The sequence below is a fragment of the Micromonospora sp. NPDC048887 genome (assembly GCF_040649715.1).
Lineage (GTDB): Bacteria > Actinomycetota > Actinomycetes > Mycobacteriales > Micromonosporaceae > Micromonospora.
In genome coordinates this window covers 20,306-45,924 of sequence record NZ_JBEZGA010000023.1, presented here as the reverse complement: position 1 = coordinate 45,924, position 25,619 = coordinate 20,306, and the positions used below count along the sequence as shown (strand labels likewise).

Genomic DNA, 25,619 nt, shown 5'->3' with positions numbered 1-25,619 from the left:
CGCTTCGTGTTGAGGAGGTGTCGGTCAGAGCGTCAGGAGAGGCTCGTGACCGCGGCCTCGACCTTGGTGCGGACGGTCTCGGGCAGCGGCGCGTAGCCCAGCTCGACGAGCTCCTTCTGCCCCTCGGCGCTGGCGGCGTGGCCGAGCAGGCCCTTGACCAGCGGCAGCTTGTCGGCGGCGAGCCCCTTGCTGCAGACGATCTCGTAGGTCGCCAGGACGATCGGGTACGCCCCGGCCTCCTTGGTGTTGTAGTCGATCGACATCTTGAGGTCGTTGCCCTGACCCTCGAACTTGGCGCCGGCGATGGTCTTGCCGGCCGAGTCGCCGGTCAGCTCGACGAACTCGCCGTTACCGTTCTTGATCTTGGCCATCTTCAGGTCGGAGTTCTCGGCGTACGACCACTCGACGTAGCTGATGGTGCCGTCGGTGCTCTTGACCTTGCTGGCCACACCGTCGGACTTGGCCGCGCCGACGCCGCCCGGGGCCTTCCACGCCTTGGAGTTGCCGAGCGTCCAGTCCGCCTCGGCGGTCTTGGAGAGGTACTTGGTGAAGTTGTCGGTGGTGCCCGACTCGTCGGAGCGGTGCACCGCCTGGATCGCGGTCGACGGCAGCTTGGCGTCCGGGTTGTCGGCCTTGATCGCCGGGTCGTCCCACTTGGTCGCCTTGCCGGCGAAGATCTTCGCCAGGGTGGCCGGGCTGAATTGGAGGTTGTCCGCGCCGCTGACGTTGTAGACGACGGCGACCGGGCCGATCACCATCGGCAGGTTGAGCGCCTGGCCGCCGGTGCACTTGGCGTCGGCCTGCGGCTGTTCCTCCGGCTTGAGGGGGGAGTCCGAGCCGGCGAAGTCGGCGGTGCCGGCGATGAAGGCCTGGATGCCGGCGCCCGAGCCGCTGGGCTCGTAGTTGATCGTGGTGCCCGAGCACTTCTGCTGGTACGCCTTGATCCACTCGGCCATGGCGTTCTTCTGGGCGGAGGAGCCCTGCGCGTTCAGCGTGCCCGTCGCGCAGTCCACCGCGGCGGTGGAACCGGAGGCGCTGGCCGGCTCGTTGTTGTCCGAGCCGCAGGCGCTGAGACCGAGAACCGCGGTAAGAGCGAGACAGGCGATGGCGCCGTGCCGCTGGAGCTTCACTTCAGGGGTTTCCCTTCACGTCTTTGGTCAGGTCGCCCGGAGTGCCGGGCGCCGGCGCTGACCGGCTGACACGAAAGGTAGGAGGGCCAGGTGGACGGTTCGCCGGACGCAAGTGAACGCACGGTGAACACGTTCGGCCGGCGAGGTGGCCGTACGCTGAGGAGGGGTTGTCCATTTCGTGAACTAGCGACCCGGCAGCGCCTTTATGGCGAATTTCCCGGGCGGGCGAAGGCTCAGCCCAGCTGGTAGTTGACGTGCGCGGACCAGCGCGCGAAGCCCAGCCGCTGGTAGAGCGCGACAGCTGCGGTGTTGCTCTCGTCCACGTAGAGCATCACGCGGTCGAGCCCGCGCTCGTCGCGCAGGTGCGTCAGGCCGGCGGCGGTCAGCACCCGGCCGAGCCCGCCCCGGTGCGCGGACGGGTCCACGCCGAGCACGTACACCTCGCCGATGCGGGCCGAGCCCTGCTGCTCATGCACCTTGGTCCAGTGGAAGCCGAGCAGCCGCCCGGTGCCGGAGTCGACGGCGAGCAGGAAACCGGCACTGTCGAACCACGGCTCGGCGATCCGGACGCGCAGGTCGTCGAGCGTCCACTTGCCCTGCTCGGGGTGCTGGGCGAAGGCGGCGTTGTTCACCGCCAGCCAGGCCTCGTCGTCCTCGCCCGGGCGGAACGCGCGCAGCGTCACGCCGTCCGGCACGACCGGCGCCGGCAACTCGGCGGTGAGCGGGCGGCGCATCTGCCAGAGCACCCGCGCCCGGGAGAAGCCCAGGTCGACGGCGAGCGCGGCGGCCGAAGGGTGGTCGCCGTGCGCCCAGGCGCGCAGCGGCCCGGACGCGGCGTCCACCACGCCCCGGGCCAGCGCCCGCCCGGCGCCCCGCCGCCGGTACGCGGGGTGCACCACCATCTCCACGCCCACGCCGTCGGCCGGTGCGGTGGTGTCGAGGTGCGCGTACCCGGTGAGGGTGCCGTCGGAGGTCCGGGCGGTGAGGTGCACGGCCGGCGCCTCGGGATCGCGCATCCGCAGCAGCACGTGCTCGTCGAGGGGGTCGGCGCCGTCGGCGTCACCGGCGGCGCGGGCCAGCGCCAGCACCTCGGCGACCTCGTCCGGCGTCAGCCGGTCCGTCCGGGCGATCCCGTCCGGCGTCAGCCGGTCCGTCCGGGCGATCCCGTCCGGCGTCAGCCGGTCCCCCCGGGCGATCCCGTCCGGCGTCAGCCGGTCCCCCCAGGCGATCCGGTCGGCCGCAGGACCACTCGTCGGCTCGGTGCTGCTCATCTGAGTCACGGTAGCGGGCGGCGGGCCGTGGCTCGCGGTGGACGACGACGGCGGTCGGTGGCGCTCGTCACGGCCTGCCGGCGGGCAGCGGCTCCAACTCGAACCGGGCCAGCAGTTCGGGCAGGAGTTCCTGCAGCGCGCTGACGGTGCCGGACCGGTCCCCGCCCGCGTCGTGCATGAGCACTATCGCGCCGGGACCCATCTGCGCGCGGACACTCGCCTCGATGGTGGTGGCGCCCGGCGCCCTCCAGTCCGACGGGTCCACGCTCCAGTGCAGCGGGGTGAGACCCAGGTCGGCGCAGGCCGACATGACAGACGGTGTCCAGGCCCCGCCGGGCTGGCGGTAGTACGCGATCCGCGCGTCCGGCGCGGCGGCCACTATCGCGTCCCTGGTCCGCAGCAGGTCGGCCCGGATCGTCGCCGGGGATCGCTTGCCCAGGTTGACGTCGTGGCTCCAGGAGTGGTTGCACAGCGTGTGTCCGTCGGCCGCGATCGACCGGACCAGGTCCGGGTAGGCCTCGGCGTTCTCGCCCACGACGCAGAATGTCGCCTTCACGCCGTACCGGGCCAGCAGCGAGAGCACCTGCGGGGTCCAGCGGGGGTCGGGGCCGTCGTCGAAGGTCAGCGCGACGCGGGACGAGCCGGTGGCGATCAAGGCGCCGTACGGGCCGTCGCCGCCGGGCTCGACCGGGGCGGTGTCCGGCGCGGCGTCGGGGCTCGGCCGGGCGCTTGCCGTGCCGCTCGGGAGGTCGGTGCTGGGTGGTTGGTCGCCGTAACGCGGGCCGTTGAGCGTGGTGGCCACCCCGGCGTCGGACCGGCGCGGCTCCGGCACCAGGCTGCGACCCAGCACGAACGCCGAGCCGAGCAGGCCCGCCAGCACGACGGTCACGAGCCCGGCGGCGCGCAGCCTTGAGCCCCGCATCAACGGCACCGGCCGTTCGTCGCCCCCGTGTTCACCGCACGCACCGCCGCCCCCTTAGCCCGACAATTCCGGCAGCCAGGATATGGCTGACTTGTCGGGCAAAAAGGGCATACGAGAAAAGTGCCCTCTAGCGGGGTGGGGCGTGGGCGGTCAGACCGGCAGCGGGGCGGGCTCCGACTCCGGCAGCGAGCGCGACGGCGGGACGACGAACTTGTAGCCCACCTGGCGGACGGTGCCGATCATCGACTCGTACTCCGAGCCGAGCTTGGCGCGCAGCCGCCGCACGTGCACGTCCACAGTGCGGGTGCCGCCGAAGTAGTCGTAGCCCCAGACCTCGCGCAGCAACTGGTCCCGGGTGAACACCCGCCCGGGGTGCTGGGCCAGGAACTTCAACAGCTCGAACTCCTTGTAGGTGAGGTCGAGCGGCCGGCCCTTCAGCTTGGCGGCGTACGTGTCCGGGTCGATGTTCAGCTCGCCGGCCCGGATCGAGCCGCCGGCACCGGCGGTGGCGTTACTGAGGCGGCCGACCGCCAGCCGCAGCCGGGCCTCCACCTCGGCCGGCCCGGCGCCGGCCAGGATCACGTCGTCGACGCCCCAGTCCGCGTTCAGCGCGATCAGCCCCGCCTCGGTGACGACCGCGACCAGGGGTACGCCGAGCCCGGTGGCGTGCAACATCCGGCAGGTGGCCCGCGCCTCGCTCAGCTCGGAGCGGGCGTCCACCAGAACGGCGTCCGGCGTCGGGCCGGAGACCAGCGTGCGGACGTCGCGGGGTGCGGTGCGAACCGAGTGCGGTAGCAGGTCGAGTGCCGGCAACACCGCCGACGGCTCACCGGCCCGTGCGGTCACGAGCAGCAGGAGCTCCACGATCACCTCCGTCCCGGCGGCCTTTCGGCCGCGCGCGACCAGCGACACGCCCGGGTGGGGGCGGCACTGTGAACTTGCGTGGGTCCCGGCGTCGTCGACGGGCGGGGTAACGGCCTGAGCGTAACCGATGGGCCAGCCGTCACCTTCGCGCGATTTACCGTTTGCCCTTTCTGCCCTTGATCGCGCCGCAGGTTTTAACGTCGCCGAAACCGGGACCTCCGCCGAGCCGCCCGGGTCTGGCACGATCGGGGCGTGTTTCCCTCCACCTCGCGCGACACCGGTCGTGAACCGTGGGCCGGCGACCCGTCCGCCGGGCCGCCCGGCCCCGCCCGTGGCTACCCGCCCGCCCCGCGTACCGGCCCCGCCGACGAGGACGGTGACCGGCGGGAGCGCAAGGGCCCGCGCCGGCTGCGTAAGGGCGGCCCCGGCCGGCGTCCCGACGACGAGTCCGACGAGGAGCCCGAGGAGGAGGTGCCGCCGGTCCCCGTCCGCCGGCCCCTGGCGCTCACCGTGGCGGGCTTCGCCGCGCTGCTCGGCGTCGGCCTGGTGCTCGGCGCGCAGACCGCGGGCCCGGGGCACCGGCTGCCGTTCGCGGCGATCATCTTCGGCGTCCAGTTGCTGTTCGTGCTGGCCTGGACGATGGCCATGCGACCGCCCGCGCTGCTCGTCGTCGCGCTCGTCAGCGCCGGCACGGCCGTGATCGCCGACATCGCCGCCGTGCGGTCGGACATCGCCGGCCTCGCCCCGCTCGGCTACGCCGCGGCCGCCGGCTTCCTGCTCGGCGTGCTGGGGCAGCTCGTGCGGCGGGTGGACCGGGTCCGGGTGACCGACTCGCTCGGCGGCACGCTGTTCATCGTGGTGGGCGTGGTCGCCTTCGCCACGCTCATCGTGCTCAGCCGGATCCCCAAGGGCACCCAGGCGATCACCGTCTGCCTCACCGCCGCCGGGGTGGCGCTGCTCGTCGCCCGGCTCACCGACGCGGTCGCGCCGTGGCCCCGGCTCGCCCCGCAGGTGCCGCGCGGCGCGGCCGGTGTGGTCGCCGGCGCCATGATCGGCACCCTCACCAGCGCCGTGCTCGGCAGCTACCTGGTCGGCTTCACCCCGACCAGCGCCGCCCTGGTCGGGGTGGTCAGCGCGGCCACCGCCGTCCTGGCCGACCTCGCCGTGGGGTACGCCGAGGCGGGCCGGCTGATGGCCGGCGAGCCGCCGACGATGTGGGTGGCCCGGCACATGCAGGGGCCGCTGGGCGGGTTCGCGCTGGCCGCGCCCGCCGCGTACGCCATGTGCGTGCTGTTCCTCTGACGCGGTTGGGGAGGATTCGCCTCGGGTAAGTACGGTTGCGCCGCGAGGCGCGGTGACGGCGGCGAGGACTGGAGGCGGCGTGGCAGAGGCGTACCCGGCGGAGGGCCGACCCCGGCGACGGGGCCGGAAGGTGCTGATCGGCTTCCTCGTCCTGCTGCTGGTGCTGGCCGGGCTGCTCGTCGTAGCCGACCGGGTCGCCGCCGGGGTGGCCGAGCGTGCCATCGCCGACCAGGTCCGGCAGGAGGTCGCCAAGCAGGACGCGCAGTCCTCCGCGCCGCAGGTCGAGGTGGCCGGTTTCCCGTTCCTCACCCAGGTGCTCGACGGCCGGTACGAACGCATCTCGATCCAGCTCACCGACGTGCGCGGGAACGTGCAGGGTGACGCGGTGGAGGTGCCGAAGCTGGACGTGGACGCGCGCAACGTGACCGCGTCGCTGGACACGCTGCGCTCCGGCCGGGGCGACGTGGTGGCCGAGAGCGTGGACGGGCGGGGCACCGTCACCTACGAGAGCCTGGCCAAGCTGCTGGACCGGCCCGGGCTGACGCTGGGCGAGCGCAACGGCAAGCTCGCCGTGACCGCCCCGGTCGACGTCCTGGGCATCAAGCTCACCGTCAACGGCACCGCCGACGTCACGGTGACCGGCAACAAGGTGGCGCTGCGGTTCAACGACCTCACCGCCGATGGCCTGCCGAACCTGCCGCTGGCCCGGGCCGCGCTGACCCGGTACGCGCAGGGCATCTCGATCGACGTGCCGCTGCCGGAGCTGCCGTTCCAGCTCAACCTGCGCAAGGTGGAGCCGAAGCCGGAGGGCCTGGTGGTTACGGCGGACGCGGCGAACGTGCCCATCAACTCCGCCGGCTGACAAGCCGGCCTGCCATCAACTCCGCCGGCTGACAAGCCGGCCTGCCATCAACTCCGCCGGCTGACAAGCCGGCCTGCCATCAACTCCGCCGGCTGACAAGCCGCCCGCGCCCGGTCCGGTGACCGGGCCTGCCGTCCCGGATGCTGGTCGGCCTGGTGGCGTCCGTGGCGTGGGCTGGTAATCTCCCTGCCCATGGGGACCCTCCTCACCAAACGGCGCGCGGTCGACCTGTGCCGCGTGGCCACCTGCCTGTGTCGCCCCGTCATCTGACGGCGGGGCTGTCTCCGGCCGCCTGAACGGCGGCCCCAAGGGTCCACGAACCTCCCCTCAACGCCCGGCAGCGGCGCCGTCGCACGTACCCGTGATCCGTTCCTAGCTCAGGGTCCGCGTGTGGTGCGACAATCACCGAGATCGATCCCCACGCGCAGGCTCACCAAACCATCCTCACCAGGGAGTGATCTGATGAGTCGCGACACCGCACTCGTCTCGGCCGAGTGGGCCGAGAAGAACCTCGGCGCCCCGGGCGTCGTCTTCGTCGAGGTCGACGAGGACACCTTGGCCTACGACACCGGGCACATCGCCGGCGCCGTCAAGCTCGACTGGCGTACCGACCTGCAGGACCAGGTCCGCCGGGACTTCGTCAACAAGACCCAGTTCGAGGCGCTGCTGTCCGACCGGGGCATCGCCAACGACGACACCGTGATCCTGTACGGCGGCAACAACAACTGGTTCGCCGCGTACGCGTACTGGTACTTCAAGCTCTACGGCCACCGCGACGTGAAGCTGCTCGACGGCGGCCGCAAGAAGTGGGAGCTGGACGCCCGTCCGCTCGTCACCGACGCGGTGGAGCGGCCGAAGACGCAGTACGTCGCGCAGGAGCCGGACACCTCGATCCGCGCGTTCCGCGACGAGGTGGTCGACGCGATCGGCACCAAGAACCTGGTCGACGTGCGCAGCCCCGACGAGTTCGCGGGCCGCCTGCTCGCCCCCGCCCACCTGCCGCAGGAGCAGGCGCAGCGGGCCGGCCACATCCCGACCGCGATCAGCGTCCCGTGGTCCAAGGCGGCGAACGAGGACGGCACGTTCAAGTCCGACGACGAGCTGCGCAAGATCTACGCCGACGCCGGGCTGGACGACGGCAAGGAGACGATCGCGTACTGCCGGATCGGCGAGCGCTCCTCGCACAGCTGGTTCGTGCTCCAGGAGCTGCTCGGGCACCGCAACGTGAAGAACTACGACGGCTCCTGGACCGAGTACGGCTCGCTCGTCGGCGTGCCGGTGGCGCTCGGCGACGAGCCGGGGGAGGCCTGATGACCGCCGCCTCCGCAGCCTCGACGGCTGCCGCCGGCTGCGCCGCGCCGGACCAGTCCGCTCCGCTGCCGGCCAGCCTGGACCTGGAGAAGGAGACCGTCATCACCGGCCGCGTGCTGGCCGAGTCCGGTGAGGTAGTGCCGGGCGCGTACGTGCGTCTGCTCGACTCGACGGGTGAGTTCACCGCCGAGGTGGTGACGTCGGCGGCCGGGCAGTTCCGGTTCTTCGCCGCGCCGGGTTCCTGGACCCTGCGCGCGCTGTCCCGCCACGGCAACGGCGACACCGCCGTGTCGGCGACCCGCGGGATCAACGAGGTGACCGTCTCGGTCGCCGCCTGACCCACGCTCTGATCGTGGCCCGCCACCCGACCGGGTGGCGGGCCACGAGCCGTTCCAGGGTGCCGAGGCGCGGCCGGGCAGCTCGCCGGTACGTGACACCATTGCCGGGTGACTGCCGTCGAGACGGGCTACGCCCCGCCCAACCCGCCCGGCCCCGGACCGGGTGCCCGCCGCCGGCCGCGCTGGCCGGTGGTCGCCACCGTGGCGTGGGCAGTGCTGCTGGCCGGCCTGACCTGGTGGTCGGTGCGCACCGACCCGCCGACGGTCAAGGAGCAGCGGTCGCTGGAGCAGGCCGGCCCGGTGGTGGACCGGGCGATCGGCGAGCTGACCGCCGCGGTGGGCGGTGCGGGCGTACCGGCGCTCCTGCCGGACCGGCTGGAACGCGGCTGCCGGATCACGCCGATGGACGACGGCGCGACGCTGGAGCGCGGCGTCGAGGTGGCGATCGGCGGCGACGACGTGCGCGCGGTGCTGCGCGGCATCGCCGACCGGCTGCCGGCGCCGTGGCGGGCCGGGGTGTCGACGCTCGACGGCGAGCCGCTGCTGCGCGCCGACGCGGGCGAGTTCGTCACCGTCGAGGGCCGGGCCGGTGGACCGGGCCGGCTACTGCTCACCGCCGACACGGGCTGCCGCCCGGTGGGTTCCGGTTACCGGGCCCCGTCCGCCGACGCCGCCGCCGAGTCGGCAGTGCTGGCCGCGGCGCTGGGCCGGTGGGGCGGCGCGACCGGCCCGGTCCAGGTGCTGGCCGCGCCCTGCCCGGGCGGCGGGACCGCCCGCACGGTCCGGTCCGAGGCGGCCGCACCGGCCGATCAGCCGCTGGCCGTCGCGTTCGGCGGCGGCGCCGCGCCGGTCGTGGACTCGGCCGACAGGTACGCGCGCCCGGGCGACCCGGCGGTGCTGGCGCAGCGGGCCGGCGAGCGGGTCCGGGTGGCGGTGACCACGTCCTGCCCGGCCTGACGTCACTGGTCGGGCAGCGTGAGCGGCGGCGGCGCGGGTTCCTCGTGTGGCTCGCGGCTGCGGCCGAGCGCGTCCACCCGGCCCCAGCGTCCCGGGATGTCGAGCAGTTCCACCCGGCCCATCCCCGCCGGTACGGCCGGGTCGATGATCAGGTGCTCGCCCTGCGGTTCCAGGCCCAGGATCACCCGTAGCAGCAGCAGGGGCGTGCCGGCGGACCACGCCTGCGGGCTGCACGCGGTGGGGTACTCCACCGGGTACTCGGTCAGGTCGCGCGCGTAGCCGGCGAACACCTCGGGCAGCCGCCCGTCGAAGTACTGCGACGCGCTGAGCAGGGCGTCGCAGATCCGTCCGGCATCCTGCCGGAAGCCGTACCGCCACAGGCCCCAGGCGATGATCGAGTTGTCGAACGGCCACACCGTGCCGACGTGGTAGCCGACCGGGTTGTACCGGCCCTGCCCGTCGGCGAGCGTACGCACGCCCCACCCGGAGAACAGGCGCGGGCCGAGCAGGTGGGCGGCGACGGCCGGGGCCCGGGATTCGTCGACGATGCCGCTCCACAGCAGGTGGCCGATGTTGGAGGTGAGCGCGTCCACCCGACGGCCCCACGGGTCGAGCGCCAGCGCGTAGTACTCACGGTCCGGGATCCAGAAGTCGTTGTTGAACCGTTCCTTCAGCGCCGACGCCTCGCGTTCCAGCCGGTCGGCGTACGCCGGGTCGTTCCAGTGGGTGCGGGCCATGCGGGCACCGCGCAGCTTCGCGTCGTACGCGTACCCCTGAAGTTCGCACGTCGCCCGGGGGAATTCGGGCATCCGCCCGTCGGCGTAGGAGATGGCGTCCGGCGAGTCCTTCCAGCACTGGTTCGGCAGGCCGGTCTCCGGGTTGCGGGACATGTACCAGACGTAGCCGGTGCCGAGCAGGTCGCCGTACGTGTCCAGCCAGGTCAGCGCCGCCCGCGTCTCGTGTTCCAGCTGGCGCACCAGCGCGGCGTCACCGGTCCACCGCTCGTACTCGTCGAGCAGGATCACGAACAGCGCCGTGGTGTCGGCGGCGCCGTAGTACGGCGAGTGCGGCTGCTCCTCGAAGCCGGCGGTCTCGCCGTAGCGCAGCTCGTGCAGGATCTTGCCGGGCTCCTCGTCCCGGAAGTCGTCGATCCGGCTGCCCTGGAGGCCGGCGAGCATGACGATCGTGGGCTTGACCAGTTCCGGCAGGAACGGCAGCACCTGTAACGAGGTGAAGATGCTGTCCCGGCCGAACAGCGTCATGAACCAGGGCAGGCCGGCGGCGAGCAGCCGGACGCCGAGCGTGATCGACTCGTACCGGAGGGCGGCCAGGTCGTTGAGGCTGCGCCGGTACGCACCGGCCAGCGGCTCGCAGTCGCAGCCCAGCTTGGGCGCGCGGCTGATCAGGTCGCTCTGTTCCGCGTCGATGTCGTCGGCCGTGCGCCGGCGGCCGAGGGGAAGGGCGGCCCGGATGTCCTCGCCCCGGGCACCGTAGATGACCGTCTCGATGTGCAGCGTGGTGGTCCACTCGCTGTGCGGGCCGACCCGGATCCGGAACGTCATCCCGTCAGCGTCGACCTCGGCCGGCGCGCTGCTCGTCACCAGCGTCTCGCGGTGGAACGCCTGCCTGCGGTAGGTCAGCCGCAGCGCGTTGCGCTCCACGGTGGGTGTGGTGCGTCCCTTCTTGTCCCGCTTGTGCTTGATCTCGAAGAGGTCGGCGAAGTCGGAGCCGATCTCCAGCCGGAGCCGGAACTCCTTCTCCTGCTCGGAGTGGTTGAGCAGGGTCAGTTGCTCGTCGAGGCCGCCGCCGATCGCGCGAGCGCGGATCAGCGAGACGTCCGCGTCCAGATAGTGCGTCGGCTCGCCGGGGACCAGGAAGAACCGCGTCTTGTACGACAGCGAGTCGTCGATCGAGAGCGCGTGCAGGCGTTGCCCGTCGAGGGTGAGGAACCAGGTGGAGAGGAACCGGGTGTCGAAGGAGAAGAGCCCGGTGGGGAAGTCGTACGACGGCTCGATGTTGCCGCGATCGTCGCTGACCAGGAACGTGTTGCCGTCGAGGATGCTGACCCGGTCCTTCACACCGGCCGCCGGACGTGTTCGCGGGCGGTGTCCCGCGGATCCCGTGCGTCGGGCCGGGCCGGCAGGAAGCGGCGGAACGCGAGGAAGAGCACGACGTGCCCGCTGAACGTGGCCTCGTTGCGCAGCACCGCTGCCATGCCTGCTTCCCGGCCGGTGACCAGCTTCTCGAACAGCTCGGTGGAGAGGGTCAGCACGCCGTCGGCCGGCCGTTGCTCCTCCCGGCTGACCTTCGCTGATCCGGGACTCAGCGTCACGTACCAGTGCTCGGTGCGGTTGCCGTCAGCCAGATCGATCTGGAGCGTGCCGCCGATCGGGCTGTTGAGCACCACCGCGGCGCGCGCCGGCAGCGACGCGAAGAACCGTTTGATCGCCTCACTCACATGCGCATGGTAGGCGCAATCCGGACATGTCGGGTCAGGATCGGCCCACCGGGCAGAGTGGACAAGCTGGTTGGTGGCTCAGTAGACGAGCGCCTGCGCGCCCTCTGCCATCGCCTCCTCGACGAACACCGCTGCTCCGGCGATGCGTACGCCGGGGATGACGTCGCCCGGTCCGATGTCCCGCCGGGCCGCGCACTGGGTGCAGGCGGTCAGCCGGCCGGTGGCCAGGACGACGTGCAGCAGCTCGCCGAGCGGCGCGGAGTGCGGCAGCTCGAACGTCTCCGCCCGCCCGGGAAGCGCGAACCAGGTGGACTCACCGGTGAGCCAGAGCGACACGTCCACCCCGGCCGCGGCCGCGGTTGAGGCGACTGTGAACGCCTGGGCGCAGCGTTCCGGGGAGTCCGCGCCGGCGGTGGCCTTCACGACGAGAGTGCGCGCCATGCCGCCAGCATAGGATGGCCGGGATGGTTACCGAGATCGGGTTCGTCAGCCTGCTGGTCGCCGGCCTGGGCGCGCTCGCCGGTGGCCTGGTCTATCTCGCGGTCCGCATAGCTAGAGGTAAGTGGTGAATCTGTGAGTGAGAATCCGCTTCAGCCGCCCTGGTTGAACGCGCCGCCGGTCGACCCGTACCCGTACGAGGAGAGCCACGACCTCCGCGTCGGCCCGAAGCTGCACCCGAGCCTGGACGGGCTGCTGCCGTACGTCGGGGTGTGGCGCGGCCGGGGCCGGGGTGGGTTCCCGACGATCGAGGACTTCGACTACGCGCAGGAGATCCGGATCAGCCACGACGGCCGGCCGTTCCTGTTCTACGAGTCACGGGCCTGGCTCCTGGACGAGCAGAGCCGCCCGGTCCGTCCGGCCGGCCGCGAGGTGGGCTGGTGGCGTCCGGTGCTCGACGGTGAGCGGGTCACCGACGAGCTGGAGGCGTTGATGACCACGCCGACCGGCGTGATGGAGCTGCACATCGGCAAGCGCAAGGGCACCCAGATCGAGTTCGCCACCGACGCCGTCGTGCGTACCGCCACGGCGAAGGAGGTCACCGCCGGTGCCCGCCTGTTCGGCATCGTGGAGGGCGCCCTGCTGTACGCCCAGGAGATGGCCGCCGTGGGTCAGCCGCTGAGCCCGCACCTCTCCGCCCGTCTCACCCGGGTGGCCGGCTGACCCCGCCCCGCCGTCGATCCCGGCGATCATGAAGTTGGCGGCGACGAATCGGGCAGCCGACGCCGCCAACTTCATGGTCAACGGGGTGGGGTGAAGCGCAGGAGGGCCTGGACGCGGTGGGTCAGGTGGTGCCTGGGGCGGGGATCGCCGTCCAGGCTGGTCACCTCGACCGGGCCGCGTAGGGAGCTGGTCAGCCAGATCGCCTCGGCCTCGTGCAGGTCGGGCACCGTGGGCAGGTGCTCGCCGGCCGCCAGGCCCAGTTCGGCCGCGCGTTCCAGCAGGTGGTGGGCGGTCACGCCGGGCAGGATCCCGGTCTGCGCCGCCGGCACCGTGAGGAGACGGCCTCCGCTGCACCACACCACGTTGGCGGTGGGCCCCTCCAGCACGTAGCCGTCGGACGAGACCCAGAGCACGTCGTCCACGCCGGTCCGCCGCGCCCACCGCCGGGCGGCGGTGCTCAGCGCGTACGAGGTGGACTTCACGCCGCTGGGCAGCCACCCCAGCTCCGGGCGGGACCGGGCGGCCACCCCGAGCGGCAGCGTGGCCACCGTCACCCCGTCGCGCCGGGCGGCCCGGGCCGACGCGGGCACCTCGCCGAGCGTGGCGTACACCGTCGGCGGCCCGCCGCCCTCCGGCCCCCGGGTGCAGACCAGCCGCAGCGCGCCCTCGGTCCGCGCGGGCCAGCCGGCGCACACCGCGTCCAGCAGTTCGACAAGCGCGGCGTCCGGGGGCAGCGGCAGGTCGATCGCCGCGGCGCCGGCCCGCAGCCGGGCCAGGTGCGGCTCCAGCAGCCAGGGCCGCCCGTCGCGCAGGTGCAGCGTCTCGAACAGGCCGTCGCCGTGCAGCACGCCCCGGTCGTCGCCGCGCAGCACCGGCTCACCCGCCGGTACGAGCCCCCGGCCGAGCACCGCCACCCGCGTCGCCTCCACGGCCGCAGCGTAGTGGCGTACCCCGGCGGCGGACGGACCGGCGCGGCGGCCGAACTATGATCGAAGGGTGTCCGAATCCTCCCTGGCGGAAATGCTCCGCGCGCGCGGGCTGCGGCTGACGGCGCAGCGGCAGCTGGTGCTCCAGGCCGTCCTCGACCTCGGGCACGCCACCCCGGAGCAGGTGCACACGGCGGTCCGTGAGGTGGCGGCCGGCGTCAACATCACCACCATCTACCGCACCCTGGAGCTGCTGGAGCGGCTCGGTCTGGTCACGCACACGCACCTGTCGCACGGTTCGCCGACCTACCACGCGGCCGGCGAGCACCAGCACGTGCACCTGGTGTGCCGGGAGTGCGGGGCGATCGACGAGATCTCACCCGAGATGTTCCGCCCGCTCGCCGACCAGCTGGCCGACCAGCGCGGGTTCCAGGTCGACATCGGGCACGTCGCGCTCTTCGGGGTCTGCGGCCGCTGCGCACAGGACGGGGAACACACATGATCGACATCGCCGGCGCGGTGACCACCGACGCCATCGACGACAAGACCCGGGACCAGCCCGAGCCGGCCCACCGCGCCGCCGGGGTCGGCCCGGTGGCCGCGCACTACGGCGACCCGATGCGCGAGCAGCGGCTCCTGGCCACCGGCGTGGGGCTGGTCGACCGCTCGCACCGGGGCGTGGTCGCCGTGCCGGGCGAGGAGCGGATCGGCTGGCTGCACACGCTCACCAGCCAGCACCTGGCCGCGCTGGCGCCGTGGCAGGGCACCGAACTGCTGGTGCTCTCCCCGCACGGGCACGTCGAGCAGCACGCGATGGTCGCCGACGACGGCGAGACCACCTGGCTGGACACCGAGCCGGGGATGACCGAGGGCCTCCTGTCATTCCTGGAGAAGATGCGGTTCTTCAGCCGGGTCGACCCGCGCGACGCCACCGCCGAGCACGCGCTGCTGTCGCTGGTCGGGCCGGAGGCGTCCGGCGCGCTGGACACGCTCGGCGTCACCGGGCTGGCCGCACCCGACGTGGTCGCGGTGCCGGGTCCGAAGTTCCGTTCCGGTGAGCTGCCCGCGCGGCCCTCAGTGGTGTACGACGTGAAGCCGCTCCCCGTCGACGGCTGGGCCCGGCGGGTGGCGCTCGGCGTCGACCTGCTGGTGCCCCGGCCCGCCATGGACGAGGTGGTCGCCGAGCTGCGCGGCGCCGGGGTGCCGGTGGCGGGGCTGTGGGCGTACGAGGCGATGCGGGTGGCCGCCAGGCGGGCCCGGGCCGGCGTGGACACCGACCACCGGACGATCCCGGCCGAGGTGGACCTGATCGCCCCGGCCGTGCACCTCGACAAGGGCTGCTACCGGGGTCAGGAGACGGTGGCCCGGGTGCACAACCTGGGCAAACCGCCCCGCCGGCTCGTCCTGCTGCACCTGGACGGCGTGGCGACCGACCAGCCGCCGGTGGCCGGTACGCCGGTGACGCTCGACGGCCGGACCGTCGGCTTCGTGGGCACCGCCGTGCAGCACTTCGAGCTGGGCCAGGTGGCGCTCGCCGTGTTGAAGCGCAACACGCCCGACGACGCCCGCCTGCTGGTGGGTGAGAGCGCCGCCGCCATTGACGTGTAAGGAAGGGCCCCCTATTAACGCCTCCGGTAAAGGAAGGGTCCCTTCTTAACGCCGCTCGCACCGGAAATCCTCCGGTCGACCCGGCGTCGGGCACCGGTCTAGGATCCGGGGCATGACGACAGGGACGTTGATCACGGTTGCCCCCACCGGCGCGGAGTCGGCGAAGGCGGAGGTGCCGGCGCTGCCGGTGACGCTCGACGAGCTGCTGCTGACCGCCAAGGAGTGCGAGGCGCTCGGCGCCGCCGTGATCCACGTCCACATCCGCGACGACGACGCGCGGCCCACGCTCGACCAGGGGCGGCTGCGCGACACGGTGGCGGCGCTGCGGGAGAGCACCGACCTGATCGTGCAGCTCTCCTCCGGCGGTGCGGTGACCGACCCGGAGGCCGCCCGGCTGGCGGTGCTCGACGCCGGGCCGGACATGGCCTCCTGCACCATGGGCACTGTCAACTTCGGCGACGACGTGTTCCTCAACCGGTGGGAGTTCATCGTCGACCTGCACACCCGGATGCAGGAGCGGGGCGTCGTCCCCGAGTACGAGATCTTCGACCTGGGCCACCTCACCGCGTTGCAGCGGCTGCTCGGCAAGTACGGCCTGCCGCACGGCGGGCACGTGCACGTCGACTTCGTGATGGGCGTGCCGGGCGGCATGCCGGGCACCACAGCGACCCTGGTGGCAGCCCAGCAGATGCTGCGTGACCTGCCCGAGGGCACCACGTTCTCGGCCACCGGCATCGGGCGTAGCACCATCCCGGTGATGCTGGCCTCGCTGTCGACCGGTGGTCACCTGCGCGTCGGCATGGAAGACACGGTCACGTACGCCAAGGGGCGCCCGGTGGAGTCCAACATGCAGCTCGTCGCGCGGGCGGTGGGCTTCGCCCAGCTCGCCCAGCGCCCGCCGCTGACCACCGCCGAGGCCCGTACGCTGCTCGGCCTCCCGGCTACCGCCAGGTAAGCGGCGCACCCCGCTGCGGCCCCGTACCGCCTCGGTCGACGTCGCAGGTCACCCCGCCGCCGACCGGGCCCGTCCCCTCGGTACCGTCCATAACGTGGGAAAAACGTACGAGGGCGGCGTACCGCTCGCCGAGGTGGTCCGGTCCGGGTTCGTGGAGGGCGTCCACCGGGGTTCAGTGGTGGTGCTCGACGCCGCCGGTGAGCCGGTCGCCGGGGCCGGTGACGTCACCTCGCCGATCTTCCCCCGCTCGTCGAACAAGCCGATGCAGGCGATCGGCATGCTCCGGGCGGGGTTGCCGCTGACCGACCCGGCCGACGTCGCGCTCGTCGCGGCCAGTCACGCCGGCGAGGAGTTCCACGTCGAGCGGGTGACAGCGCTGCTGCGCGACGCCGGCCTGAGCGGGGACGCGTTGCACAACCCGCCGGACCTGCCGTTCGGCGAGGCCGCCCGGGAGGCGGTGCTGCGGGCCGGCGGCGGCCCGGCCCGGGTGCTGATGAACTGCTCCGGCAAGCACGCGGGCATGCTGCGCACCTGCCTGGCCGCCGGGTGGCCGCTGGACGGCTACTGGCGGCCGGAGCATCCGCTCCAGCAGCACCTGACCGCCACCATCGAGGAGTTCACCGGCGAGCGGGCGGCTGCGGTCGGGGTGGACGGCTGCGGCGCACCGGTGCTCGCCGTCTCGCTGACCGGGCTGGCGCGGGCGTTCCTGCGGCTGGTCGGCGCCGAGCCGGGCACCGAGGAGCGGACGGTGGCGGACGCGATGCGGGCGTACCCGGAGCTGGTCGGCGGCACCCAGGCGGAGGACACGCGGCTGATGCGCGGCGTACCCGGTCTGCTCGCCAAGATCGGCGCGGAGGGTGTGATCGCGGCGGCGATCCCGGAGGTCGGCGCTGTCGCCCTGAAGATCGACGACGGCGCCGCGAGAGCCCGCACACCTGTCCTGGTGTCCGCCCTGGCCCGCCTGAACGTACGCGCCCCCATCCTCACCGAGTACGCCGAGCCCCCCCTGCTGGGCGGCGGCCTCCCGGTAGGGGCCATCCGCCCCCTCTGGTGACCCTCACCCCACCCCTCGCTGATCTTGCACTTGCTGCCCCGGCAAACCGGGTATTCCGGGCGCGCGGAGGGCCGTAAGTGCAAGATCGGCGAAAGAGTGGGTCAGGGGAGGAAGGGCAGGAGGGCGGCGTTCGTCTCGGTGGGGCGCTCGACGGGGAGCAGGTGGGCCGCGTCGGGGACGTCGGGGAGGCGTACGCCGTTCGGGGCCTCGTCGGCGATGCGGTCGGCCAGGCGGCGGATGTCGGCCAGGTCGTCGGCGCCGGCGGCGACGAGCACCGGTACGCGCAGCTCGCCCAGCCGGTCGATGGCCGGCGGGTCCAGCTCGCCCACCTCGATCGCGCTCAGCGCCTGCTCGGCGGCGAGCGCCCGGCGGTCCATCTCCTCGGCGAACCGGATCAGCTCCGGGTCGACGTCCTCCGGGCGGCGGGTCGGGCCGACCACCCAGAAGCGCACCTCCCCGGCGGCGGTGGCGGCGAAGTCCTCCGGGTCCACGTCGCCGACCAGTTCCTCCCAGAGCTGCTCGGTCTCCTCCGACCACTCGTTGCCAGAGATAGCGGCGCCGAACAGCGCCAGCGCCGAGACCCGCTCCGGGTGGGCGAGCGCGGTGTCCACGGCGACCCGGCCGCCGAACGAGCAGCCGACGAGCGCGGCCCGCTCGATGCCGAGGGCGTCGAGCAGTCCGATCACGTCGTCGTGGTGGGCGAACGGCGCGGGCGGCAGCTCCGACTCGCCGTAGCCGCGCAGGTCCAGGGCGAGCACCCGGTGCCGCTGGGCGAGCGCCGGGACCTGCTCGCGCCACATCCGCCGGTCGGCGATGCCGGCGTGCAGCAGCACCACGGTGGTGCCGGCGCCGCTCTCGTCGTACGCGAGCTGGGCGCCGTTGATATCGATCTTGGTCACGGACGGGAACGGTACGGACCGGACATCGGCTCCGCAACCCACCTTCGGTGACCCTGCTAACTCTGGCTAGCGTTTTGCTTGCAGCAGTTAGCGGACCGGGCTAGCGTTGAGTCATGGCCACCAGCAAGGACCTTCCCGATGTCGGCGGGTTCATTCGCGACCTGCGGCGCAACGCGAAGATCTCACTGCGCCAGCTCGCCGAGCAGGCGGGTGTCAGCAATCCCTACCTGAGCCAGATCGAGCGCGGGCTGCGCAAGCCGAGTGCCGAGGTGCTCCAGCAGCTCGCCAGCGCGCTTCGTGTCTCCACCCCGGCGATGTACCTGCGCGCCGGGCTGCTCGACGACAAGGAGGGCCAGGGCGTGCTCGCGGCGATCGCCGTCGACCCCGAGCTGACCATGGCCCAGAAGCAGTCGCTCACCCAGATCTACGAGACGTTCCGGCGCGAGAACGCCCGCCTGGCCGAGGCGACCGAGGCGGCCACGGCGGCGGAGACGGCCGCCACGGCCGAGAAGGCCGCCACGACGGGGACAACGGCGACCGAGGTGGCCGGTGCGCCGGAGGCCCCGGCGACCGTCGCGGCGGCCGCCACCGGTCCGGTCACGCCGGAGGGCACCCCGACCGAGGCGGTCCTCGAATCGGTGGCCGTCACCGAAGCGGGTGCCGCGCCGGCCCCGACCACCGCCGCCCCTGAGCACACGACCGCCCGCCGGGCGGCCCGGAAGGCCGCCGGTGCGGCCGAAGAGGAGCAGTCATGACCACCCAGCCGAAGACCAACCGCATCCCCGCACCCCTCTACGCCGCCGCCGGCGCCGGTGAGCTGGCCCTGGAGCAGCTGCGCAAGCTGCCCACCGTGGTCAGCGGCCTCGGCACCCGGGTCGTGGCCGACCTCGGTGGCAAGGCCGTCGTCACCGGCTTCGAGCTGCGCCAGAAGGCCACCGAGACGCTGAAGACGGCAAACCAGACCGCCACCGGGCTGCGCGAGCGGGCCGTCGCCACCGACCTCGACCAGCTCCGCGAGGCGGCCAACCTGGAGAAGCTGCGCGAGGCCGCCAACATCGAGAAGCTCCGCGAGGCCGCCACCCGCAACGCCGCCGTCGTGGTGGCCGGTGCGCACGCCGCGCAGGAGCGCGCCCTGGCCGCGTACGCCGAGCTTGTCGCCCGGGGTGAGCGTGTCGTCGGCGCCGGGGTGCTGGAGGCCGCCGACACCGTGAACGCCGACATCGAGGCCACCGAGGCCACCGGCGTCGACGTGGCCCCGAAGGCCGAGGCCGCCCCGAAGCCGGCCGCCACCGCGCCGGCCGAGGTGCCCAGCCCGGCCGAGGTGGCCGAGGCGGTGGCCGCCAAGCCGGCCGCGGTGAAGCGGACCCGAGCCACCAAGGCGACCGCCACCAAGGCAGTCACCAAGACGACCGCCACGAAGGCGACCAAGCCGGCCACTCCGGCGGCGAAGCTGCCGAAGACCACGAAGCGGACCCGCCCGGCCGCCGAGTGATCCGATGCTCCACCGGGACCCCGGACAACGTCCTGTCGGACGTTTCCGGGGTCTCGGCTTAAGCTTGCACCCATGGCCACCGCCGCGCCGATCTTCGCGTTCGCAGTCCAAAGCGTGATCCAGCTGATCCTGCTCGTCTTCGCCCTCGTCGTTCAGGGGGTGGCGCTGGTGCACGCGGTCACCCAGCGCGGCGACGGATTCGCCGCGATCGGCACGCTGCCCAAGGGCGGCTGGGTCGCCATCCTGGCGGTCTGCCTGGCGCTCACCCTGCTCGGCTTCGGCCCGATCAGCCTGTTCGGACTGATCGGCATCGCGGCCGGTCTCATCTACCTGCTCGACGTGCGGCCCGGCCTGCGGGACCTGCACGACGGCCGAGGGTCCTGGTGAGAGGTTTCCGCTGGCCTCCGCCGCCGGACGGCGGCCCCCGCACCTGGGGGCCCGGTCCCGGCGCGCCCCGGACCGGGCGGCCCGCGCTGCCCGAGCCGGAGACGGAACTGGTCGCCACGCCGCACGGGGTGAGCCTGGAACGGCTGGTCACCGGCACCGGTGACCCGGTAACCGTGTTCGCCCACGGGCTCGGCAGCGGCATCGCCACCACCCGCCCGTTCGGCAGCGGCGTCGCCGGGCGGCGCGTCTTCTTCCAGTTCCGCGGGCACGGCCGATCCGACTCCCCGCCCGGGCCGTGGAGCTATCTCGACCTCGCCCGTGACCTGCGCGCGATCGCCGACCTGAGCGGCGCGACCCGGGCGTTCGGCGCCAGCCTCGGTGCGGGCGCGCTCTGCCGGCTGCTCGCGGAGAGCCCGGAGCGCTTCGAGCGGCTCGTCTTCTTCCTCCCCGCCGCACTGGACACGCCACGCGGCGAGGTGGCCCGTGCCCGGCTCACCGGCCTGCTCGACGCGGTGGCCGAGGGCGACGCCTCGGCGCTGGCCGACGCGGTGTCGCTGGAGCTGCCGCCGTCGGTGCGCAACACCCCGGCCGGCTGGGCGTACCTGCGGCAGCGGCTCGACCAGTTGCTGCGCGACGGGCTCGCACCAGGGCTGGCCGACCTGCCCGCCCAGGCGCCGCTCGACGACGCCGGGTCGCTCGCCTCGGTCACCGCGCCGGCCCTCGTCATCGCCGCCGCCGAGGACGACCTGCACCCGGTCGCCGTCGCCGAACGGCTCGCCGCCGCGCTCCCGAACGCCACACTGCACGTGTACGACCGTCCCGGCGTGCTCTGGACCGAACGCGCCGACCTGCGGGGGCGCGTCTCGGAGTTCCTGAACGGGTAACGTCGCGGACCATGGGCGTCACACACCACGGCCGTACGCACCGGCTCGACCTCGCCGACCCGACCCTGCGCGAGTGGACCTGCCGGGTGCTGGCGGCCGATCCCGAGCAGGGCATCGTGCTGGACCGGTCCGCGTTCTACCCCGGTGGCGGCGGGCAGCCGCCGGACCACGGGGTGCTGCTCTGGCAGGGCGTACAGACCCGGATCGTCGGCACCCGCAAGGGCGACGACCTGTGGCTGATCCCGGCCGAGGGCGACCCGGTGCCGCCGGTGGGCGCCGAGGTGGTCGGCGCGGTGGAGGACGACCGCCGGACCATGCTGATGCGCACCCACTCCGGGCTGCACGTGCTCTGCGGCGTGGTGTTCCGCGACTTCGGCGCGCTGGTCACCGGCGGCAACATGGAACCGGGCGAGGCGCGGATGGACTTCAACCTGCCCGAGGTGCCGCCGGACTTCAAGGCTCGCATCGAGGAACTGGTGAACGCCGAGGTGGCCGCCGACCGGTCGGTGGCCGTGCGGGTGCTGCCGCGCGCCGAGGCGCTCGCCCTGCCGGACATCATCCGTACCCAGTCGAACCTGATCCCGCCGGAGGAGCAGGAGGTGCGGATCGTCGACATCGTCGGGCTGGACGTGCAGGCCGACGGTGGCACGCACGTCGCGTCCACCGCCCAGATCGGCAAGGTCCAGGTGGTCAAGGTGGAGAGCAAGGGCCGGGCCAACCGCCGGGTACGCGTACGCCTGGCGGACTGACGGCTCAGCGCGGCAGGTACGCCGCCCGGACGGCGAGCAGCCAGCGTTCCACCGTCTGCTCGTCCGGGCGCTCCGGCAGCGGCGACCGGATCCGGTCGAACTCCGCCTCGGCGGCCGCCACCAGGGCCTGCGCCTCGTCCAGCGCGCCACCGGCGACCCGCTCGCCGAACGCGCGGAACCAGCCCGGGTCGGCGAGGCGGATCTCCAGCACGCCCGTCGCGTACAGCACCCGGCCCTGGTGCAGCAGCCGGGCCAGGTGCCGGGCGTGCTTGGCCGAGCGCCGTCGCCCGCCGTCGTCCGCCGAGCGGGTGGCGAGCTTGCGGAACTGCTGCGAGGCGTACCCGAGGTAGGCGTCACGGACGCGCGGCGCGCTGAGGAACGCCGACCGGATGGCGATCAGCTCGTCGCCGAACCCGGTACGGGTCTCGTAGCAGTCGCCGGGCAGCCACATCAGCTCGGTGGCGGTCGGGTTGCCGCTCAGCGCCAGCAGCGCGTACTTGCGGGCCTCGTGCAGCGTGACGTCCGGGTCGGTGGTGACCACCGACTCGCGGGGCGGGCGCAGGCCGTGGAACGCGACTGTGGGCGCGGCGAACACGCCGATCCGGTCGGTGTCCGAGCCGGGACCGGCCAGCCCGTACGCGACCGAGCCGACGATCCCGGACAACAGCAGGTGCATACCGGTGATGATCGCCCATCCGGATCGTCCGGCAAACCGGACTTCCGCTGTCAGGTATCAAGGCCGGTAAGCCGGCCGACGCCACCGGCTACCGCTGACCGTCGGACGGCGGATCGGTGTAGAGCGCCGCCGCGCGGCGGGTCGCCTCGGCGAAGCGCGCCCGCAGCTGCGGCGGCGCCAGCACCTCCACCTCCGGGCCGAGCGCCAGCAACTGGCCGTACGCGACGTCCACCGACTCGACAGGCAGCCGCAGCACCAGCCGGCCCTGCTCGTCCGGCGGCCCGGCCGCCTCCACCGCCTCGGTGTGGACGAACGGCGCGTCCACCAGGTGCCGCAACGCCCGCAACCCGGCCGGGCCCAGCCGCACCGTCACCCGCTCCCGCAGCAGCTCACGCAGGAACGCGCCCGCCTGCTCCCGCCAGTACGCCCCGAGGTCGAAGTCCTCGTCCCGCTCGAACCCGTCGGCGCTCACCTCGACCGAGACCACCCGGTCCACCCGGTACGTCCGCCAGCCGTCCCCGACCCGGCCGACCAGATACCAGACCCCGTTCTTCAGCACCAGCCCGTACGGCGCCAGCGTGCGGGTCACCTCCCGGTCCCCGCGCCGGTAGCGCAGCTCCACCAACCGGTCCCGCCAGACCGCCCGGGCCAGCTCGGTCAGGGCCGGCGGCGGCGCGGTCTCCCGGAACCAGCCGGGCACGTCCAGGTGGAACCGCTGCCCGGTACGCGCGGGCGCGTCCCGCAGGCTCGGCGGCAGCGCGGCCAGCACCTTCAGCTCGGCGGCGGCGACCGAGTCGGCAAGTCCCATGTCCCCTGCGGGACCGGGCAGCCCGGCCAGGAACAGCGCCTCGGCCTCGTCCCGGCTCAACCCGGTCAGCCGGGTCCGGTAGCCGCCCAGCAGCCGGTAGCCGCCGGCCCGCCCCCGGTCCGCGTACACCGGCACACCGGCGGCGGAGAGCGCCAGCACGTCCCGGTAGACGGTGCGCTCCGACACCTCCAGCTCGCGGGCCAGCTCGGCGGCCGTCATCGTCTCCCGGGACTGGAGCAACAACACCAGCGAGATCAGCCGCGACGCACGCACAGGCCCATTGTGGTGCACCGGCGGATTAGGCTGTGCCGTCGTGAACGCCTCCCGTACCGTCGCGCCCGTCACCGGCGCGGCCACCCGCTTCCTCGGCGGCGCCGGGCTGCTGCTGCGCGGCTTCGGCATGTACGTCCGCAGCCCGAAGCTGATGCTGCTCGGCGTGATCCCGGCGCTGATCACCGGCGCGCTCTACGTGGCCCTGTTCGCCACGCTGCTCTACTTCGTGGACGACCTGGCGGGCTGGCTCACCCCGTTCGCCGACGACTGGTCGTCGCCCTGGCGCGGGCTGCTGCGGGTGGCCGCCGGGCTGGCGGTGGTCGGGGTCGCCGGGCTGGTCGGGGTGCTCACGTTCACCGCCGTCACGCTGGTCATCGGTGACCCGTTCTACGAGGCGATCTCCGAGCGGGTCGAGGACCGGCTCGGCGGCACCCCCGGTGCGGTGGACGTGCCGTTCTGGTCCTCGCTGCGACGCAGCCTCGCCGACTCGCTGCGCCTGGTGGCGCTGTCCGCGCTGATCGGCGTACCCCTTTTCGCGGCCGGTTTCATCCCGGTGGTGGGGCAGACGATGGTCCCGGTGGTCGGTGCCCTGGTGGGTGGCTGGTTCCTGGCGCTGGAGCTGGTCGGCGCGCCGTTCTACCGGCGGGGGATGCGGCTGCCGGACCGGCGGGTGCGGCTGCGGGCCGACCGGCCGACGGCGCTCGGCTTCGGGGTGGCGGTCTTCCTGTGCTTCCTGATCCCGCTCGGCGCGGTGCTGGTCATGCCGGCCGCCGTCGCCGGGGCCGCGCTGCTGGCCCGCCGGTCGCTGGGCCAGCCCATCGAGGAGAGCTGAGATGGACACCGTCCTGATCGAGGGCGACATCACCGCGCAGCAGGTCGACGCGATAGTCAACGCCGCCAACTCGTCGCTGCTCGGCGGCGGGGGAGTGGACGGCGCGATCCACCGGCGCGGCGGCCCGACCATCCTGGAGGAGTGCCGGGCGCTGCGCGCGTCCCGCTACGGGCGCGGGCTGCCCACCGGCCAGGCCGTCGCCACCACCGCCGGCAACCTGCCCGCCCGCTGGGTGGTGCACACGGTCGGCCCGGTCTTCTCGCCGCACGAGGACCGGTCGGCGTTGCTGCGCGACTGCTACGCCAACAGCCTGCGGGTCGCCGACGGGCTGGGCGCGACCCGGATCGCGTTCCCGCTGATCAGTGCGGGCGTCTACGGGTGGCCGGTCGACGACGCGGTGGCGCAGGCGCTCACCGTGCTGCACGCGGCCAACCCGGAGCACGTCACCGAGGCCCGGCTGGTGCTGTTCGGCGGCGACACGTACGCCACGGCGGTGCGGGTTGCCGCCAGGCTCAGCTGAGCGTGCGCCGGCACGACCACTGGCTGTCCACCGGCCGGTAGCCGAGCCGCTCGTTCACTGCCAGCATCGGCGCGTTCGCCCCGTCGTTCGAGGTGTACGCGGTGCGTACCCCGCGCGTCGCGGCGGTGTGCAGCGCGGCCTGCTTGGCCAGCCGGGCCAGCCCTCGCCCCCGGTACGCGGGCAGCGTGCCGGTGAAGTCCGACCACATCCGGTCGCCGTCCCGCTTGACCAGGCTCAGCGCGACGAGTTCGCCGTCCACCTCGGCAAGCGTGCTGGCCTCCCGGTCCAGACCCGGGTTGTCCCAGCACTCGTGGAGCCACAGGTCGAAGCCGAGCGAGTCCGTGGGCACGTCTCCCGGCTCGTCCCGGGCCGCCTCGGCGTCGACCCGGTGCACCTGGCGCGGGTCGAGCGCGGCGGCGGACACCAGCCGTACGCCCGGCGGCGGCTGCGGCATCGGCGGGGCGGTGGTGAGGTCCAGCGCCGAGTAGCGCAGCTCCCGGCTGGGCTCGAAGCCGTGCCGCCGCGCGAACGGCAGCGAGTCGGTACGCGCATGGGTGAGCACGCGTGTCGTCCCGAGCGTCAGCAGGTGGTCGAACGCGGTCTCGAACAGCGCGGTGCCGGTGCCCCGGCGGCGGTGCCGCGGGTGGACGTGCAGCAGGGCCATCTCGCCCACGCCGGGCGTCGAGGTCTGCGTGTTGCGGTACGCCGACACCCAGCCGATCACCTGCCCGCCCGCCTCGGCGACCCAGGCCGACCAGTCCTCGCCGGCCGGCGGGTCGGCGATCATGCGACGGGTCGACTCGACGCCGCGCACCAGGTACGGGTAGACGAGCGCGCGCAACGCCACCACTGCGGGCGCGTCGTCGGGGCGGGCGGGACGGATCTCGGCTCCACTCATCCGGCGGACCCTAGCCCCGCGCCCGCCAGCCCCGCGACCGGTTAACGCGCGGCGGGCTGCCCCGCAGGCTGTTAAGAGGGGC

General features: G+C 73.4%; 31 protein-coding genes. 19 read left to right on the top strand and 12 right to left on the bottom strand.

The window, feature by feature from the left end; translation table 11 throughout:
- Positions 1-32: 32 nt before the first annotated feature.
- The 4 genes from pstS to AB0C17_RS26655 form a co-directional block, all read right to left on the bottom strand.
- The gene (gene pstS / locus AB0C17_RS26670; RefSeq protein WP_357469009.1) at positions 33-1,130 is read right to left on the bottom strand and encodes a phosphate ABC transporter substrate-binding protein PstS; all 1,098 of its coding nucleotides are present in this window, start codon (positions 1,128-1,130) and stop codon (positions 33-35) included.
- 233 nt (positions 1,131-1,363) lie between these two features.
- Positions 1,364-2,401 carry a mycothiol synthase gene (gene mshD / locus AB0C17_RS26665; RefSeq protein ID WP_357480991.1) on the bottom strand — a complete coding sequence of 346 codons (1,038 nt, stop codon included), beginning with the start codon at positions 2,399-2,401 and terminating at the stop codon, positions 1,364-1,366.
- A 67-nt stretch (positions 2,402-2,468) separates the two neighbouring features.
- Positions 2,469-3,323: a polysaccharide deacetylase family protein gene (locus AB0C17_RS26660; protein ID WP_357389258.1), complete on the bottom strand. Its 855-nt coding sequence runs from the start codon at positions 3,321-3,323 to the stop codon at positions 2,469-2,471.
- Positions 3,324-3,473: 150 nt separating this feature from the next.
- Entirely contained in the window at positions 3,474-4,193 is a 720-nt protein-coding gene (locus tag AB0C17_RS26655) for a response regulator transcription factor (RefSeq protein ID WP_176722767.1), read from the bottom strand.
- Between the two features lie 246 nt (positions 4,194-4,439).
- Here AB0C17_RS26655 and AB0C17_RS26650 point away from each other — a divergent pair, with 246 nt between their 5' ends.
- From AB0C17_RS26650 to AB0C17_RS26625, 6 genes are all read left to right on the top strand, one after another.
- Positions 4,440-5,489, top strand: coding sequence for a hypothetical protein (locus tag AB0C17_RS26650; RefSeq protein ID WP_357389256.1), 1,050 nt, complete (start codon positions 4,440-4,442; stop codon positions 5,487-5,489).
- Positions 5,490-5,568: 79 nt separating this feature from the next.
- Positions 5,569-6,351: a DUF2993 domain-containing protein gene (locus AB0C17_RS26645; protein WP_357389254.1), complete on the top strand. Its 783-nt coding sequence runs from the start codon at positions 5,569-5,571 to the stop codon at positions 6,349-6,351.
- A 192-nt stretch (positions 6,352-6,543) separates the two neighbouring features.
- The gene (locus AB0C17_RS26640) at positions 6,544-6,621 is read left to right on the top strand and encodes an Ms5788A family Cys-rich leader peptide (protein WP_311202345.1); all 78 of its coding nucleotides are present in this window, start codon (positions 6,544-6,546) and stop codon (positions 6,619-6,621) included.
- Positions 6,622-6,813: 192 nt separating this feature from the next.
- Positions 6,814-7,662 carry a sulfurtransferase gene (locus tag AB0C17_RS26635; RefSeq protein ID WP_357389252.1) on the top strand — a complete coding sequence of 283 codons (849 nt, stop codon included), beginning with the start codon at positions 6,814-6,816 and terminating at the stop codon, positions 7,660-7,662.
- Positions 7,662-8,000, top strand: a complete 339-nt coding sequence (locus AB0C17_RS26630; RefSeq protein ID WP_354868562.1) for a DUF1416 domain-containing protein — start codon at positions 7,662-7,664, stop codon at positions 7,998-8,000. Before AB0C17_RS26635 ends, AB0C17_RS26630 begins: the two co-directional genes overlap by 1 nt.
- Before the next feature lie 108 nt (positions 8,001-8,108).
- Entirely contained in the window at positions 8,109-8,957 is an 849-nt protein-coding gene (locus AB0C17_RS26625) for a hypothetical protein (protein WP_357389250.1), read from the top strand.
- Positions 8,958-8,959: 2 nt separating this feature from the next.
- Here the strand turns inward: AB0C17_RS26625 and AB0C17_RS26620 are convergent, their stop codons facing one another.
- From AB0C17_RS26620 to AB0C17_RS26610, 3 genes are all read right to left on the bottom strand, one after another.
- Positions 8,960-11,035, bottom strand: a complete 2,076-nt coding sequence (locus AB0C17_RS26620; RefSeq protein WP_357480988.1) for a glycogen debranching N-terminal domain-containing protein — start codon at positions 11,033-11,035, stop codon at positions 8,960-8,962.
- Positions 11,032-11,415: an SCP2 sterol-binding domain-containing protein gene (locus AB0C17_RS26615; RefSeq protein ID WP_357389246.1), complete on the bottom strand. Its 384-nt coding sequence runs from the start codon at positions 11,413-11,415 to the stop codon at positions 11,032-11,034. Before AB0C17_RS26615 ends, AB0C17_RS26620 begins: the two co-directional genes overlap by 4 nt.
- Before the next feature lie 78 nt (positions 11,416-11,493).
- Positions 11,494-11,856, bottom strand: coding sequence for a DsrE family protein (locus AB0C17_RS26610; RefSeq protein ID WP_357389244.1), 363 nt, complete (start codon positions 11,854-11,856; stop codon positions 11,494-11,496).
- Between the two features lie 23 nt (positions 11,857-11,879).
- On the opposite strand from AB0C17_RS26610, the gene mtfM reads away from it, so the two are divergent.
- Positions 11,880-11,984, top strand: coding sequence for a small membrane protein MtfM (mtfM, locus tag AB0C17_RS26605; RefSeq protein ID WP_030504452.1), 105 nt, complete (start codon positions 11,880-11,882; stop codon positions 11,982-11,984).
- A 4-nt stretch (positions 11,985-11,988) separates the two neighbouring features.
- Complete coding sequence (locus AB0C17_RS26600) at positions 11,989-12,576, top strand: FABP family protein (RefSeq protein ID WP_357480985.1); 588 nt, start codon at positions 11,989-11,991, stop codon at positions 12,574-12,576.
- Positions 12,577-12,653: 77 nt separating this feature from the next.
- Here AB0C17_RS26600 and AB0C17_RS26595 read toward each other — a convergent pair whose 3' ends face one another.
- Positions 12,654-13,505 (bottom strand): aminotransferase class IV, encoded by an 852-nt coding sequence (locus AB0C17_RS26595; RefSeq protein WP_357389240.1) that lies wholly within the window; start codon positions 13,503-13,505, stop codon positions 12,654-12,656.
- A 91-nt stretch (positions 13,506-13,596) separates the two neighbouring features.
- Between AB0C17_RS26595 and AB0C17_RS26590 the strand changes: the two genes are divergently transcribed.
- From AB0C17_RS26590 to AB0C17_RS26575, 4 genes are all read left to right on the top strand, one after another.
- Complete coding sequence (locus AB0C17_RS26590) at positions 13,597-14,004, top strand: Fur family transcriptional regulator (RefSeq protein WP_357389280.1); 408 nt, start codon at positions 13,597-13,599, stop codon at positions 14,002-14,004.
- Complete coding sequence (locus tag AB0C17_RS26585; RefSeq protein WP_357480982.1) at positions 14,001-15,110, top strand: folate-binding protein; 1,110 nt, start codon at positions 14,001-14,003, stop codon at positions 15,108-15,110. Before AB0C17_RS26590 ends, AB0C17_RS26585 begins: the two co-directional genes overlap by 4 nt.
- 112 nt (positions 15,111-15,222) lie before the next feature.
- Positions 15,223-16,065 (top strand): 3-keto-5-aminohexanoate cleavage protein, encoded by an 843-nt coding sequence (locus AB0C17_RS26580; RefSeq protein ID WP_357389236.1) that lies wholly within the window; start codon positions 15,223-15,225, stop codon positions 16,063-16,065.
- 94 nt (positions 16,066-16,159) lie between these two features.
- Positions 16,160-17,119, top strand: a complete 960-nt coding sequence (locus tag AB0C17_RS26575; protein WP_357389234.1) for an asparaginase — start codon at positions 16,160-16,162, stop codon at positions 17,117-17,119.
- 101 nt (positions 17,120-17,220) lie between these two features.
- On the opposite strand, the gene AB0C17_RS26570 is transcribed toward AB0C17_RS26575, so the two are convergent.
- Positions 17,221-18,018, bottom strand: coding sequence for an alpha/beta hydrolase (locus AB0C17_RS26570; RefSeq protein ID WP_357389232.1), 798 nt, complete (start codon positions 18,016-18,018; stop codon positions 17,221-17,223).
- Positions 18,019-18,131: 113 nt separating this feature from the next.
- On the opposite strand from AB0C17_RS26570, the gene AB0C17_RS26565 reads away from it, so the two are divergent.
- The 5 genes from AB0C17_RS26565 (at position 18,132) to AB0C17_RS26545 (ending at position 21,530) form a co-directional block, all read left to right on the top strand.
- Positions 18,132-18,773 carry a helix-turn-helix transcriptional regulator gene (locus AB0C17_RS26565; protein ID WP_357480979.1) on the top strand — a complete coding sequence of 214 codons (642 nt, stop codon included), beginning with the start codon at positions 18,132-18,134 and terminating at the stop codon, positions 18,771-18,773.
- Positions 18,770-19,510, top strand: a complete 741-nt coding sequence (locus tag AB0C17_RS26560) for a hypothetical protein (protein ID WP_357389228.1) — start codon at positions 18,770-18,772, stop codon at positions 19,508-19,510. Before AB0C17_RS26565 ends, AB0C17_RS26560 begins: the two co-directional genes overlap by 4 nt.
- Positions 19,511-19,582: 72 nt before the next feature.
- The gene (locus AB0C17_RS26555; RefSeq protein ID WP_357389226.1) at positions 19,583-19,897 is read left to right on the top strand and encodes a DUF2516 family protein; all 315 of its coding nucleotides are present in this window, start codon (positions 19,583-19,585) and stop codon (positions 19,895-19,897) included.
- On the top strand, positions 19,894-20,781 hold the full coding sequence (locus AB0C17_RS26550; protein WP_357389224.1) for an alpha/beta hydrolase: 888 nt from the start codon (positions 19,894-19,896) through the stop codon (positions 20,779-20,781). Before AB0C17_RS26555 ends, AB0C17_RS26550 begins: the two co-directional genes overlap by 4 nt.
- Positions 20,782-20,792: 11 nt before the next feature.
- Positions 20,793-21,530, top strand: coding sequence for an alanyl-tRNA editing protein (locus AB0C17_RS26545; protein ID WP_357389222.1), 738 nt, complete (start codon positions 20,793-20,795; stop codon positions 21,528-21,530).
- Positions 21,531-21,534: 4 nt separating this feature from the next.
- Here AB0C17_RS26545 and AB0C17_RS26540 read toward each other — a convergent pair whose 3' ends face one another.
- Together AB0C17_RS26540 and AB0C17_RS26535 are read right to left on the bottom strand one after the other, a co-directional pair.
- Positions 21,535-22,206: a nucleotidyltransferase domain-containing protein gene (locus AB0C17_RS26540; protein ID WP_357389220.1), complete on the bottom strand. Its 672-nt coding sequence runs from the start codon at positions 22,204-22,206 to the stop codon at positions 21,535-21,537.
- Positions 22,207-22,294: 88 nt separating this feature from the next.
- On the bottom strand, positions 22,295-23,287 hold the full coding sequence (locus AB0C17_RS26535) for a YafY family protein (protein WP_357389218.1): 993 nt from the start codon (positions 23,285-23,287) through the stop codon (positions 22,295-22,297).
- 40 nt (positions 23,288-23,327) lie between these two features.
- Between AB0C17_RS26535 and AB0C17_RS26530 the strand changes: the two genes are divergently transcribed.
- Together AB0C17_RS26530 and AB0C17_RS26525 are read left to right on the top strand one after the other, a co-directional pair.
- Entirely contained in the window at positions 23,328-24,119 is a 792-nt protein-coding gene (locus AB0C17_RS26530; protein WP_357469042.1) for an EI24 domain-containing protein, read from the top strand.
- A 1-nt stretch (position 24,120) separates the two neighbouring features.
- Positions 24,121-24,639 carry an O-acetyl-ADP-ribose deacetylase gene (locus tag AB0C17_RS26525; protein ID WP_357389215.1) on the top strand — a complete coding sequence of 173 codons (519 nt, stop codon included), beginning with the start codon at positions 24,121-24,123 and terminating at the stop codon, positions 24,637-24,639.
- Here the strand turns inward: AB0C17_RS26525 and AB0C17_RS26520 are convergent.
- Positions 24,632-25,537 carry a GNAT family N-acetyltransferase gene (locus AB0C17_RS26520; protein WP_357389213.1) on the bottom strand — a complete coding sequence of 302 codons (906 nt, stop codon included), beginning with the start codon at positions 25,535-25,537 and terminating at the stop codon, positions 24,632-24,634. The genes AB0C17_RS26525 and AB0C17_RS26520 overlap by 8 nt on opposite strands.
- Positions 25,538-25,619: the final 82 nt, after the last annotated feature.

What these genes read in the sequence shown, in the direction of transcription:
- mshD (WP_357480991.1), bottom strand. Translation starts at nt 2,401, where the DNA reads ATGAGCAGCACCGAGCCGACGAGTGGTCCTGCGGCCGACCGGATCGCC.
- AB0C17_RS26660 (WP_357389258.1), bottom strand. Translation starts at nt 3,323, where the DNA reads ATGCGGGGCTCAAGGCTGCGCGCCGCCGGGCTCGTGACCGTCGTGCTG.
- AB0C17_RS26640 (WP_311202345.1), top strand. Translation starts at nt 6,544, where the DNA reads ATGGGGACCCTCCTCACCAAACGGCGCGCGGTCGACCTGTGCCGCGTG.
- AB0C17_RS26635 (WP_357389252.1), top strand. Translation starts at nt 6,814, where the DNA reads ATGAGTCGCGACACCGCACTCGTCTCGGCCGAGTGGGCCGAGAAGAAC.
- AB0C17_RS26630 (WP_354868562.1), top strand. Translation starts at nt 7,662, where the DNA reads ATGACCGCCGCCTCCGCAGCCTCGACGGCTGCCGCCGGCTGCGCCGCG.
- AB0C17_RS26610 (WP_357389244.1), bottom strand. Translation starts at nt 11,856, where the DNA reads ATGGCGCGCACTCTCGTCGTGAAGGCCACCGCCGGCGCGGACTCCCCG.
- mtfM (WP_030504452.1), top strand. Translation starts at nt 11,880, where the DNA reads ATGGTTACCGAGATCGGGTTCGTCAGCCTGCTGGTCGCCGGCCTGGGC.
- AB0C17_RS26590 (WP_357389280.1), top strand. Translation starts at nt 13,597, where the DNA reads ATGCTCCGCGCGCGCGGGCTGCGGCTGACGGCGCAGCGGCAGCTGGTG.
- AB0C17_RS26585 (WP_357480982.1), top strand. Translation starts at nt 14,001, where the DNA reads ATGATCGACATCGCCGGCGCGGTGACCACCGACGCCATCGACGACAAG.
- AB0C17_RS26580 (WP_357389236.1), top strand. Translation starts at nt 15,223, where the DNA reads ATGACGACAGGGACGTTGATCACGGTTGCCCCCACCGGCGCGGAGTCG.
- AB0C17_RS26565 (WP_357480979.1), top strand. Translation starts at nt 18,132, where the DNA reads ATGGCCACCAGCAAGGACCTTCCCGATGTCGGCGGGTTCATTCGCGAC.
- AB0C17_RS26560 (WP_357389228.1), top strand. Translation starts at nt 18,770, where the DNA reads ATGACCACCCAGCCGAAGACCAACCGCATCCCCGCACCCCTCTACGCC.
- AB0C17_RS26555 (WP_357389226.1), top strand. Translation starts at nt 19,583, where the DNA reads ATGGCCACCGCCGCGCCGATCTTCGCGTTCGCAGTCCAAAGCGTGATC.
- AB0C17_RS26545 (WP_357389222.1), top strand. Translation starts at nt 20,793, where the DNA reads ATGGGCGTCACACACCACGGCCGTACGCACCGGCTCGACCTCGCCGAC.
- AB0C17_RS26540 (WP_357389220.1), bottom strand. Translation starts at nt 22,206, where the DNA reads ATGCACCTGCTGTTGTCCGGGATCGTCGGCTCGGTCGCGTACGGGCTG.
- AB0C17_RS26525 (WP_357389215.1), top strand. Translation starts at nt 24,121, where the DNA reads ATGGACACCGTCCTGATCGAGGGCGACATCACCGCGCAGCAGGTCGAC.
- AB0C17_RS26520 (WP_357389213.1), bottom strand. Translation starts at nt 25,537, where the DNA reads ATGAGTGGAGCCGAGATCCGTCCCGCCCGCCCCGACGACGCGCCCGCA.